Raw genomic sequence first — 10830 nt, 5'->3', positions numbered from 1 at the left:
GTGCCAGCCAGTACGTTGGTGATTTTGCTGGTGGCATCGGTACCGTGTGCGGCGCTGAATGCACCAGCATTTGAATTAGCGGTCGCATCCCACAACAGGGCGTCATTATCCAGAGCAGTAAGAGCTGCGCCAACGTTGGTGTATTCATTGCCGCCAATATTATATTTAGGGCCGGTAAATACGCCGGTATCACTCATTGTTGCGCCACCGCCCAAATAGGACGTAATGGTGCTTGCAGTACTTTGAAGTTGTGAACCATTAATGGCATCGGTGCTGGAGGTAGAAACAGTGCCAGCCAGTACGTTGGTGATTTTGCTGGTGGCATCGGTGCCGTGCGCGGCGCTGAATGCATTTTTAGCATCATTCCACAGCAGGGCATCATCCTTAAGGTCACCAACGGAATTCGTCAGGTTGGAGATGTTGGTGGTGTTGGTGGCAATACTTGCCGTATTCGTGGCAATGTTGCTGGTATTAGTAGCGATATTGGTGGTATTGGCCTCGACATCGTCATTGGTAGCTTTCAGCTGAGAACCGTTAACCGCATCCGTACTGGTAGCAGAAATAGTGCCGGCTTTAACGTTGGTGATGATGCTGGTGGCATCTGTACCATGTGCCGCACTATATCCCTTTTTAAGGGAGTCCCATTGTATCGTATTATTGTTTAGATCCGCTAAGGCGTCGCCAACATTGCCATAAATACCATTTTTCAGTCTGTAATTCGGGGAAGTAACGACGCCTTGCGAATTGACGGTAGCTCCCCCACCAAGATGGTCCGCTACTGACTTACTGATAGCATAAAGCTGTGATCCATTGATAGCATCAGTACTGTCAGTGCTGATATTACCTGCTGCCATATTGACAATTTGTCGCTGAACTGTTGTGTTCCCCACAGAGACGGAATTCTCTTCAGTCGCTACAGAACCAGCGCCCAGAGCAACGGAATTTTTCCCTTGAGCACTGGCTTGACCACCAATTGCAATGCCATTTTCTAAACCGGCATAACTATCTTGTCCAATAGCAATAGAATTTGCACCGCCTGTGGTACTACCATTACCCAGCGCGATAGCATTTACGCCGTCAGCTTTATTCCCCTGACCGATGGCAATTGCACCAGCAGCTACGGCCTGGCTTTGATTACCCAGAGCAATCGTGTTATCGGCATCTGCAATACCCCCAAAGCCCAACGCGATACTATTAAGCCCATTTGCCTGCGCTTTGGTACCAACGGCCGTCGCATTTTCAGCGGCTTTGCTCTCAGCGCCCATAGAAATTGCGTTTGCGGCGCTGGCGGTGGATAGTCTGCCGAATGCGAGGCCGTCGTCACCGTTTGCTACGCTATATTCACCCATTGCAATGGATTTGGCACCTCTAGCCTCAGCGTGAAAACCTGATGCGAGACTGGATAGGCCAAGTGCTTTGCTGTAATAGCCTAGAGCGACAGCGTTATCTGCATCGGTAGTGGCATATACCCCCATAGATATAGCAAAGCCGGCATTTGCAGTTGCATTGGATGAGGCTCCCATAGCAATAGAGCGGTTGCCATCGGATTTTGCTTTTACCCCCAAAGCCAGAGAGGAATCACCATTCGATTGACTGTATGAGCCGATTGCTGTGCTCCACATTCCAAGTGCTTTAGCATAATAACCGAGTGCTGCTGATGCACCATTGGTATTTGTATATGAATTAGCGATAGCTCCATAACCAATTGCAATCCAACCAGTACCACTGTCGTAGTGGTTACTGTCACCAGTATCATTACCGGCATTTGCTAACGCCCCAAACGACGACAACAGCCCACCAGCGACCAGCGCAGAAATTAACAGCTTACTGCGTCCGCTCTTCTTGCCACGACTCTTCGCCGTTTCGCTGGCAACGCTGTAACTGCCCGTCGCCGGATTCCAGATAACTTTAAATATTTTGTTCATTATTGATGCTCTCTATTCCTTGATATAAGCGCAGAAGCTGCATTTATTTTTTGCTTTTTCGCTGCTGATATGCAGCAGAGTGAAGGTCGTCGAACTGAAGGTTTGCCATATTGATGGCGAGCTTCAGGTATTTAAGATTATTAGGAGATACGCCTTTCAGCGTCAGGTTAATGTCTTGCCATTGACCTGGTAATAATTTCAGCGAGGAGTTCATTGAGGTGCTGAAAAGTAATTGCTGCCATTTTGCTAAGTCTTTAGCATCGGCAGGTTTTTCGTTGCCCCAGGTGGCATGAAAACCAATATTGGATACGGGAACGCTTAATAAGTTGACCAGTGAAATACGAATAACGCTGCCATTTTCTACGGCGTCAATAGACAGTATGCGTCCTGCTAGACCGACTGAGCCGTTATTTAAAATGAAGTATTGTGTTTGTGTCGGATTAAATTCAGTGAAGACAAACTCATTCTGCTTGTCCTTGACTGATTTCACGACGCCAGCAAGCGTTTTGGTACTATTTATGATGCTATTTTGTTGTTTTTCAAAAAGTTCAATTTTGCTTTTATATTGTTCTTGCTGTTTTTTTAGCGCGTCTATTTGACTTTGTTGCAATGCTTGCTGCCTGGTGAACTCGTCGATTGAGTTTACTTTTTCAATATAGTCACACCCCGTTAATGCACAGAGTGACGATATCGTTAACACGTTTAATAGTGCTTTTTTTATGCTCATGGGATGAATTCCTTTTCATAATCCTGATGCGTTGGAAACTACGGTATAGTTATTTTTTGTGTGAATGATTTAATATTTTATATTCACAATAAAAATGAATGAGAGAGTTTTTAATTAATGGGCATTGAGAGTGTATTATTAAATGTCAAATTGTTTTAGTTTGTCGATGATAATGAGTAAATCGCGCGAAGTTTAATGATCGGTGTCAATCAATGTCAAATGTTTAATGGAGTAAAAGCGAGGAAGGTAAGAAGTTAATATTTGTATGGTGGATGTTTTGATAAAATAAATTTGATGATGGTTGGAAAATATAAATAATTAAGCATTAATACACGAATAATCATATTTAATATTTATATATAGTGCTTTTATTACGCAGAATATTTTCAGAATTTAGCCTGTGACAATGAGGCAAGCGAGCGGGCAACATTGAACATGCGATGTTAAGAATGTTAACGATATTCGGTATCTGAAACCAGCTCCTGCATGTGTCAGCAGGAGCGAGTAAAAATAGAGGAAGCGGTGATTACATTGATCAGAAGGCAGTCTTTGAGAACCCGGTCATCTCTTGCAGGCCCATTTCACGGCCCAGTGCGGTCATCGGGTGCACAACCACCAGCCCGCGAACGCTCTTCTTCAGCTTGCCCATATCAGCTTGCTCTTTTTTCGTAATCGCACGCTGGAATGGCATCTTCATCAGCTTTTGCGCTTCTTTACTGAGTTTCTGGCTATGAACTTCGCGCAGACGCGCAATTTCAGCTTCCAGCGTGGCTTTCTCTTTTTCCAGCTCGGCATATTTGTCTGCGGCTTCAACCAGTGACAGATCGGCTTGCTGATGGCGGATGGCGTCCAGGCGATCGCTGAGACGTTTGATTTCGTTTTTTTCGACTTCTTTCATTTGATGGCTTCTGATAAAGATAAATTTATAGTCCCTAGTATGCGCGACCAGGCACTTTGTTCACAACTGATGACATTGTAATAGTTCTTCCTTGCAACCAGTTACATGCTCAAAAACCATGTAACGTTTTGATTTGTAGTAAAATTAAAAGAAAAAGATAACCAGTGAGGGTGAACATTGAGGAATAAGCACGTTTTCCTTAATGCCATCTTGACCTGGATCCTAAACTAAAATTGGCGGCCGCGCATTCCCGGCGCGGGGTAATACGGAGATATTATCATGGGCAAATTAGGTGAAAACGTTCCGCATCTGATCGACAAAGCCGTAGATTTTATGGCATCAAGCCAGGCGTTCCGGGAGTATCTGAAAAAGCTTCCTCCCCGCGACGCTATTCCGTCCGGTATACCTGAGGATAGCGTGCCGTTATATCTGCAACGTCTGGAGTATTATCGTCGGCTTTATCGGCCGAAGCAGGTTGAGAAGCAGTAATCGCTTACTTTTGAAAGGCTTTTTTTAAGCTGATTTTGGAAATCAGCTCTGTCAGTGAAAGGACCATTGTTGAACGCACAGCTTGTTGGTAACGCTGAATTTGCATCGCATACAAACTGGAATCCGTTGGTTCAAATTGTGGCGGCGGTGGGATCGCCGCCACGCAGTGCAGCTCGCCAAATGGCCCAATAATTTCATCATCGGTAAAGGCATACTCGTTACCGTCGTGATTCAGCTCTTCACGCAGCGCCATCAAGAGTTCCGCATCTTCATATTCGTTGCGGCTAATCACGCCAAGCCCATAAATCAGCTTTAAGCGCACGGAAAGGTCGCCCAGCGGACCATCGCCGTCGAGTAACGGTTCTACAGCATACTTCACCGCGTAATCGTCTTTGCGGAATACCTGAAGCACCAGAAGATTCACCGCCTCGGTCAGGAGATCAACGGCGGTGATCAAAAAGCTTCGCACGGTTTTGCCAGCATTCAGACGCTCAAGCACACGGTTTTCAAAGGCCTGGGTTTGTTCCATTGTTGCCTGCATATCTGACAATCTGTTGTTCAGGCGCAGGGTTTTCTGCGCCTGGTCTACCATTATTTTGCGTTATAAGCCGTGACTGCTTCGGCGACTACCTCGCTGTTAGCATCAAGCCCGGAAATTTGCGCCAGCGCTTCCTGCGGGCCTTTCTCGGTAATCAGTGCCGCCAGTTCCTGCGCCTGCGGATCATCTTCACTACGGAAATGCATCGCGGCGGCGATACCTTCAATCAGGTTTTTGTGCGGCAAACCGTACTCCAGCGTACCCAACAGCGGTTTTACCAAACGATCGCCAGCGCTCAGTTTACGCAGCGGCTGACGCCCTACACGCTCCACATCATCCTTCAGATACGGATTTTCAAAACGACCGAGGATTTTCTGGATGTATGCTGCATGTTTGTCAGCATCAAAGCCATAGCGCTTGATCAGTACAGCGCCGCTTTCTTCCATCGCACCTTTTACCACTGCACGGATTTTCTCGTCGAGAATTGCATCACGAATGGTCTGATGGCCCGCCAGTTTTCCGAGGTACGCGGTTATAGCATGACCTGTGTTCAGGGTGAAGAGTTTACGCTCGACAAATGCCATCAGGTTGTCTGTTAATTCCATACCTGGGATGTTCGGCAGTGTGCCTTTGAACTGGGTTTTATCAACAATCCATTCGCTGAAGGTTTCTACCGTGACTTCCAGCGGATCGTTAGTTGCAGAAGCGGAAGGCGGTACGATGCGGTCAACGGCGGAATCGACAAAGCCAACATGCTCTTCTACCCACGCTTTGGCATCTTCCGGCAGGGCGTTCATCACATGGCCTTTCAGTTGCGTGGTGCCGCGAACCATGTTTTCACAGGCGATGATGTTCAGCGGGGATTCATTACCTTGCTCTTTACGTTTCACCAGCCCTTTAGCGATGGCAGGAGCTATACGTTCCAGCACGACCGGGCCAACGGCGGTAGTGACTAAATCAACCTGAGCAATCAGATCAACGACATCATCACCAATGCTGCTGACGGCATTTACACCGGAAACGGTATCCACCTGCTCGGTTTCGCCGACCACATGAACCTGATAGCTATGACGGGCATTCAGGGCATCAAGCACCACCTGATTTACATCGGCAAACGTCAGTTGGATACCCGCGTCCGCCAGCAGTTTACCGATAAAGCCACGACCGATATTACCTGCGCCAAAATGTAATGCTTTCATAGTATTAACCTTCATCAATGTTTTTACCCGAGAGGGCTGGGGTGAGGCATTTCCCTCACCCAAACCCTCTCCGTGAGGAGAGGGGCAGCGCCGGATGCGGCGTAAACGCCTTATCTGGCCTACAAGAACGTGCAAATTCAACAAACTGCGCTTTGTTTTGTAGGCCTGATAAGCGAAGCGCATCAGGCAATCAGCCCACCCTCTCCATGTAGAGAGGGGCAGCGCCGGATGCGGCGTAAACGCCTTATCCGGCCTACAATCGTGCAAATTCAACAAACTGCGCTTTGTTTTGTAGGCCTGATAAGCGAAGCGCATCAGGCAATCAGCCCCACCTTCTCCATGTGGAGAGGGTGGGATTGGATTACTTACGACCTGCCAGCAGTTCCAGCACTTCATCCACGCTGGTGGTGTGTGCCAGACGCTCGATGACGGACTCATCATCCAGGGCGTTGGTCAGGCTGGTGATAACCTGAATGTGCTCGTTGTTACGGGCTGCAATACCAATCACCAGACGGGCAATGTCATCTTCTTCTTCACCGAAGCGCACGCCTTCCGGGTACTGGCAGAACACGACGCCCGTTTTCAGCACGCGATCTTTCGCTTCAACCGTACCGTGCGGCACGGCGATAGACTCACCCAGGTAAGTCGGGGTCAGTTTTTCACGGTCCAGCATCGCCTGTACGTATTCCGGCTCAACATAACCGCCTTTCACCAGCTGCTCGCCAGCAAAACGAATCGCTTCTTCTTTGGTGGCCGCTTTGCGACCGAGGAAGATGTTTTCCGCGCCGAGCTTGAACAGGTTGGCATTAGAATCGTCAAAGCTGTCTTTCAGGCTGTCTTTTACTTTCACTTCGTTTTCAGTATGACGCTGGGCAGCAACCAGACGTTCAGTCAGGCTGGTGTACAGGCCGCTATCGAGGAAGTTAGTCAGCGAAATATGTTGTGCCTGCGGAACCTGGCGCATAGCGCGTTCGGTCAGATCACGGTGAGTGATGACCAGGTCCACATCCGGCGGTAGGTTGTTGATCGCGCTGTTGGTAACTGAAATCTGCGACAGACCCGCATCCTGAATTTTCTTACGCAGCACACCTGCGCCCATCGCACTGGAACCCATACCGGCGTCACAGGCAACGATGATTTTACGTACGTGGCTCAGGTCGTTAGTCACATCGCCAGCAGACAGCGGAGACGCGCCTTTAGACTCAGCTTTCATTTCCTGAACGCGACGTGCTGCAGCTTCAATATCATCTTCTTCTTTTACTTTGCTGGTTTTCAGCAAAATAGCAGAGACAACGAAGGACACAGCCATCGCCGCACACACACCTGCGATGTTAGCGAAATAAGCACCTTTTGGCGTCATCGCCAGTACCGCGAGGATAGAACCCGGAGATGCCGGAGAAACCAAACCACCGCCCAGAATAGTCAGCGTGAACACGCCAGTCATACCGCCGAGGATAACGGCCAGAATCAGACGCGGGTTCATCAACACATACGGGAAGTAAATTTCGTGGATACCACCCAGGAAGTGGATGATTGCCGCACCGCCCGCAGACTGTTTAGCGCTACCACGACCAAAGAACATGTACGCCAGCAGAACACCCATACCCGGACCCGGGTTAGCTTCAATCAGGAAGAAGATGGATTTACCCAGTTCATGGGACTGCTGAATACCCAGCGGCGAGAAGATACCGTGGTTAATGGCGTTGTTGAGGAAAAGGATTTTCGCTGGCTCAACAAAGATGGACGCCAGCGGCAGCATGTCATGGACAACCATGAAGTTAACGCCCGCAGCCAGCATTTTGGACAGGGCTTCAACCAGCGGACCAATCCCCATGAATGCCAGAATAGCGAGGATCATCCCCATGATACCGGCAGAGAAGTTGTTCACCAGCATCTCAAAACCGGATTTGATTTTACCGTCTACCCAGCGGTCGAAATGCTTAATGCACCAGCCACCCAGCGGACCTGCAATCATAGAACCGAGGAACATCGGCATATCTGCGCCGACGATAACGCCCATGGTGGTGATGGCACCGACTACGCCGCCACGTTCGCCGCCTACCAGCTTACCACCGGTATAACCGATCAGTAGCGGCAGGAGGTAGGTGATCATCGGCCCGACCAGCTTCGCCAGCGTTTCGTTCGGTAACCACCCTGTTGGAATAAATAACGCGGTGATGATACCCCACGCGATAAACGCGCCGATATTCGGCATCACCATGTTGCTGAGGAAACGACCAAAGCTTTGCACTTTGATCTTAATATCGGATGACATAAAAACACCCCTTCTTATGTTTGCTGTCGCGCAGGCTGGAAGCCCGAGGTTTTTTGTTAATGTGGCGGCAGAGGTAGCCGGACCTTGTAGATACTGCGAAATCTGGCACTGAATCGGTTAACTGTCCAGTTGATGGCCTTTTGTGTGATGTCAATCACATAAATATAGGGGGTAGAGAGGTAATTGACGTGATGTTCATCACAAAACGCTTGTGTAAAAAAGCAACAAGACGGCGATTTTCGCTAAAAATGGCATTTAAATGTGAGTAACGTCACATTTTTATTTTGACGGTTTGTTGAATCTTTGTGATCTAAATCACAAAATATTTTCTCACGGCGTTCACCTGATGTGATCTACAGCATGTTATGCCTTAGTCATAAAATCGTTATGTAACTAAGCAACTCATCGCTTCTTAAAATTATTCTTCGGTGTGATGGCGAGAATCGCAAACCCGGATTATTGTCAAATAATCAGCCCGACGCGTATCTGGCTGCCAGCCCATAACAACTCTGATAAGCGTGAATTCGAGGCAGCTATGTTTCTAAACTATTTCGCGTTGGGAGTGCTGATCTTCGTCTTTCTGGTGATTTTTTATGGAATCATCGCGATACATGACATCCCCTATCTGATTGCCAAAAAGCGCAACCATCCTCATGCCGATGCCATTCATACCGCAGGGTGGGTCAGCTTGTTTACGCTCCACATTATCTGGCCGTTCCTGTGGATCTGGGCCACGCTTTACCAACCGGAACGCGGCTGGGGGATGCAGTCGCATATTACGCCGCAAGAGAGGGCGCCTGACCCGGACATCGCTGCGCTTTCTGACCGTATCTCCCGGCTGGAACATCAACTCGCCGCCGAGAAAAAACCTGACTACTCCACGTTTCCGGAGATCTAATCATGGATCTGTTGATTGTCTTAACTTACGTGGCGCTGGCGTGGGCAGTATTTAAAATCTTCCGCATTCCGGTGAATCAGTGGACGCTGGCGACGGCGGCGCTCGGCGGTGTGTTTTTGGTGAGTGGTTTGATTTTACTGATGAATTATAACCATCCCTACACTTTTACGGCGCAAAAGGCGGTGATAGCTATCCCTATCACGCCACAGGTGACGGGGATCGTGACTGAAGTCACCGATAAAAATAATCAGCTTATTCAGAAGGGCGAGGTGCTTTTTAAGCTCGACCCGGTACGTTACCAGGCGCGAGTAGACAGACTTCAGGCTGATCTGATGACGGCGACGCATAACATCAAAACGCTGCGGGCGCAGCTCACTGAAGCGCAGGCTAACACCACTCAGGTTTCAGCGGAGCGCGATCGGCTGTTTAAAAATTATCAACGCTACCTGAAAGGCAGCCAGGCGGCGGTGAATCCGTTCTCGGAACGTGACATCGACGATGCGCGGCAAAATTTCCTCGCGCAGGATGCGTTAGTGAAAGGCTCGGTGGCGGAGCAGGCGCAGATCCAGAGCCAGCTCGACAGCATGGTCAACGGTGAGCAATCGCAGATTGTGAGCTTAAGAGCGCAACTTACTGAAGCAAAATATAACCTTGAGCAGACCGTCATTCGCGCGCCAAGCAATGGCTACGTTACTCAGGTACTGATCCGCCCAGGTACATACGCAGCTGCCTTGCCGCTGCGTCCGGTTATGGTTTTCATCCCTGAGCAAAAACGGCAAATTGTCGCCCAATTTCGGCAAAACTCGCTGTTACGTCTGAAACCCGGCGATGATGCGGAAGTGGTGTTTAACGCGCTGCCTGGGCAGGTGTTCCACGGCAAACTGACCAGTATTTTACCTGTCGTGCCTGGCGGCTCGTATCAGGCGCAGGGGGTACTGCAATCATTAACGGTCGTGCCCGGCACGGACGGTGTGCTGGGAACCATTGAACTGGACCCTAACGATGATATCGATGCCTTACCCGACGGCATCTACGCCCAGGTGGCGGTTTACTCCGACCATTTCAGCCATGTTTCGGTGATGCGGAAGGTACTGCTAAGAATGACCAGTTGGATGCATTATCTTTATTTGGATCATTGAGACCTATATCACCTGTGTTTTGCGTGAGCCTGGGCCATACTGATATTTTTCCTCGCACAAAGGACTCGGCATGAAACTCGTCGGTAGCTACACCAGCCCGTTTGTACGCAAACTTTCTATTCTGTTGTTAGAAAAGGGCATAACTTTCGAATTTATTAATGAACTGCCCTATAGCGCGGACAATGGCGTGGCGCAATTTAACCCGTTAGGGAAAGTGCCGGTGCTGGTGACCGAAGAGGGCGAATGCTGGTTTGATTCGCCGATCATCGCCGAATATATTGAATTAATGAATGTTGCTCCGGCGATGTTGCCGCGCGATCCGCTGGAGTCGTTGCGAGTGCGCAAAATTGAGGCGCTGGCGGATGGCATTATGGATGCCGGGCTGGTGTCGGTGCGTGAACAGGCGCGTCCGGCGGCGCAGCAGTCTGAAGATGAATTGTTACGCCAGCGGGAGAAAATCAACCGCAGCCTGGATGTGCTGGAAGGATATCTGGTCGATGGCACGCTCAAAACTGATACAGTCAATCTGGCGACTATCGCCATTGCCTGTGCCGTCGGGTATCTCAATTTCCGCCGCGTTGCGCCGGGCTGGTGTGTGGACCGCCCACACTTAGTCAAACTGGTCGAGAATCTCTTTAGCCGCGAAAGCTTCGCTCGCACCGAACCGCCAAAGGCTTGATGCGCGATATGTCCTCCTGACCCATCTCACGTTACAATCCGTGGTTATGTTAAACGCCCTTCT

10 protein-coding genes are annotated in these 10830 nt (G+C 49.3%); 4 read left to right on the top strand and 6 right to left on the bottom strand.

The genetic code is table 11. From position 1 onward, the window contains the following. From D9734_RS23505 to D9734_RS08045, 3 genes are all read right to left on the bottom strand, one after another. Nucleotides 1-1925, bottom strand: a 1925-nt coding sequence (locus D9734_RS23505; RefSeq protein ID WP_276320413.1) for an ESPR-type extended signal peptide-containing protein, incomplete at its 3' end; no start/stop codon positions are given. Between the two features lie 43 nt (nt 1926-1968). Continuing rightward, on the bottom strand, nt 1969-2652 hold the full coding sequence (locus D9734_RS08050) for a DUF3251 domain-containing protein (RefSeq protein ID WP_130206676.1): 684 nt from the start codon (nt 2650-2652) through the stop codon (nt 1969-1971). A gap of 535 nt (nt 2653-3187) precedes the next feature. Then, a complete protein-coding gene (locus tag D9734_RS08045) occupies nt 3188-3550 on the bottom strand; it encodes a YibL family ribosome-associated protein (RefSeq protein ID WP_000665680.1) in 363 nt (120 codons plus the stop codon). Nucleotides 3551-3829: 279 nt separating this feature from the next. Here D9734_RS08045 and yibT point away from each other — a divergent pair, with 279 nt between their 5' ends. Then, complete coding sequence (gene yibT / locus D9734_RS08040) at nt 3830-4039, top strand: protein YibT (RefSeq protein WP_130206674.1); 210 nt, start codon at nt 3830-3832, stop codon at nt 4037-4039. Between the two features lie 4 nt (nt 4040-4043). Here yibT and mtlR read toward each other — a convergent pair whose 3' ends face one another. The 3 genes from mtlR to mtlA form a co-directional block, all read right to left on the bottom strand. Beyond that, nucleotides 4044-4631: a mannitol operon repressor MtlR gene (gene mtlR, locus D9734_RS08035; protein ID WP_130206672.1), complete on the bottom strand. Its 588-nt coding sequence runs from the start codon at nt 4629-4631 to the stop codon at nt 4044-4046. Then, complete coding sequence (gene mtlD, locus D9734_RS08030) at nt 4631-5776, bottom strand: mannitol-1-phosphate 5-dehydrogenase (RefSeq protein ID WP_130206670.1); 1146 nt, start codon at nt 5774-5776, stop codon at nt 4631-4633. Before mtlD ends, mtlR begins: the two co-directional genes overlap by 1 nt. A 361-nt stretch (nt 5777-6137) precedes the next feature. Further along, entirely contained in the window at nt 6138-8051 is a 1914-nt protein-coding gene (gene mtlA / locus D9734_RS08025; RefSeq protein ID WP_130206668.1) for a PTS mannitol transporter subunit IICBA, read from the bottom strand. A gap of 535 nt (nt 8052-8586) precedes the next feature. Between mtlA and D9734_RS08020 the strand changes: the two genes are divergently transcribed. The 3 genes from D9734_RS08020 to D9734_RS08010 all read left to right on the top strand — a co-directional run bounded on the left by D9734_RS08020 (nt 8587) and on the right by D9734_RS08010 (nt 10767). After that, nucleotides 8587-8949 carry a DUF3302 domain-containing protein gene (locus D9734_RS08020; RefSeq protein WP_130206666.1) on the top strand — a complete coding sequence of 121 codons (363 nt, stop codon included), beginning with the start codon at nt 8587-8589 and terminating at the stop codon, nt 8947-8949. A gap of 2 nt (nt 8950-8951) precedes the next feature. Continuing rightward, the gene (locus D9734_RS08015) at nt 8952-10088 is read left to right on the top strand and encodes an HlyD family secretion protein (RefSeq protein ID WP_000364939.1); all 1137 of its coding nucleotides are present in this window, start codon (nt 8952-8954) and stop codon (nt 10086-10088) included. A 70-nt stretch (nt 10089-10158) separates the two neighbouring features. Further along, nucleotides 10159-10767: a glutathione S-transferase gene (locus tag D9734_RS08010; protein ID WP_130206664.1), complete on the top strand. Its 609-nt coding sequence runs from the start codon at nt 10159-10161 to the stop codon at nt 10765-10767. Nucleotides 10768-10830 lie beyond the last annotated feature (63 nt).

Source organism: Escherichia sp. E14S1, from assembly GCF_004211995.1.
In the GTDB taxonomy this organism is placed as follows: Bacteria; Pseudomonadota; Gammaproteobacteria; order Enterobacterales; family Enterobacteriaceae; genus Escherichia.
Note: the sequence above shows the minus strand (reverse complement) of the source record. Positions and strands in the feature narration are given on the sequence as shown.

What these genes read in the sequence shown, in the direction of transcription:
- D9734_RS08020 (WP_130206666.1), top strand. Translation starts at nt 8,587, where the DNA reads ATGTTTCTAAACTATTTCGCGTTGGGAGTGCTGATCTTCGTCTTTCTG.
- D9734_RS08010 (WP_130206664.1), top strand. Translation starts at nt 10,159, where the DNA reads ATGAAACTCGTCGGTAGCTACACCAGCCCGTTTGTACGCAAACTTTCT.
- D9734_RS08045 (WP_000665680.1), bottom strand. Translation starts at nt 3,550, where the DNA reads ATGAAAGAAGTCGAAAAAAACGAAATCAAACGTCTCAGCGATCGCCTG.
- D9734_RS08015 (WP_000364939.1), top strand. Translation starts at nt 8,952, where the DNA reads ATGGATCTGTTGATTGTCTTAACTTACGTGGCGCTGGCGTGGGCAGTA.
- yibT (WP_130206674.1), top strand. Translation starts at nt 3,830, where the DNA reads ATGGGCAAATTAGGTGAAAACGTTCCGCATCTGATCGACAAAGCCGTA.
- D9734_RS08050 (WP_130206676.1), bottom strand. Translation starts at nt 2,652, where the DNA reads ATGAGCATAAAAAAAGCACTATTAAACGTGTTAACGATATCGTCACTC.
- mtlD (WP_130206670.1), bottom strand. Translation starts at nt 5,776, where the DNA reads ATGAAAGCATTACATTTTGGCGCAGGTAATATCGGTCGTGGCTTTATC.
- mtlA (WP_130206668.1), bottom strand. Translation starts at nt 8,051, where the DNA reads ATGTCATCCGATATTAAGATCAAAGTGCAAAGCTTTGGTCGTTTCCTC.
- mtlR (WP_130206672.1), bottom strand. Translation starts at nt 4,631, where the DNA reads ATGGTAGACCAGGCGCAGAAAACCCTGCGCCTGAACAACAGATTGTCA.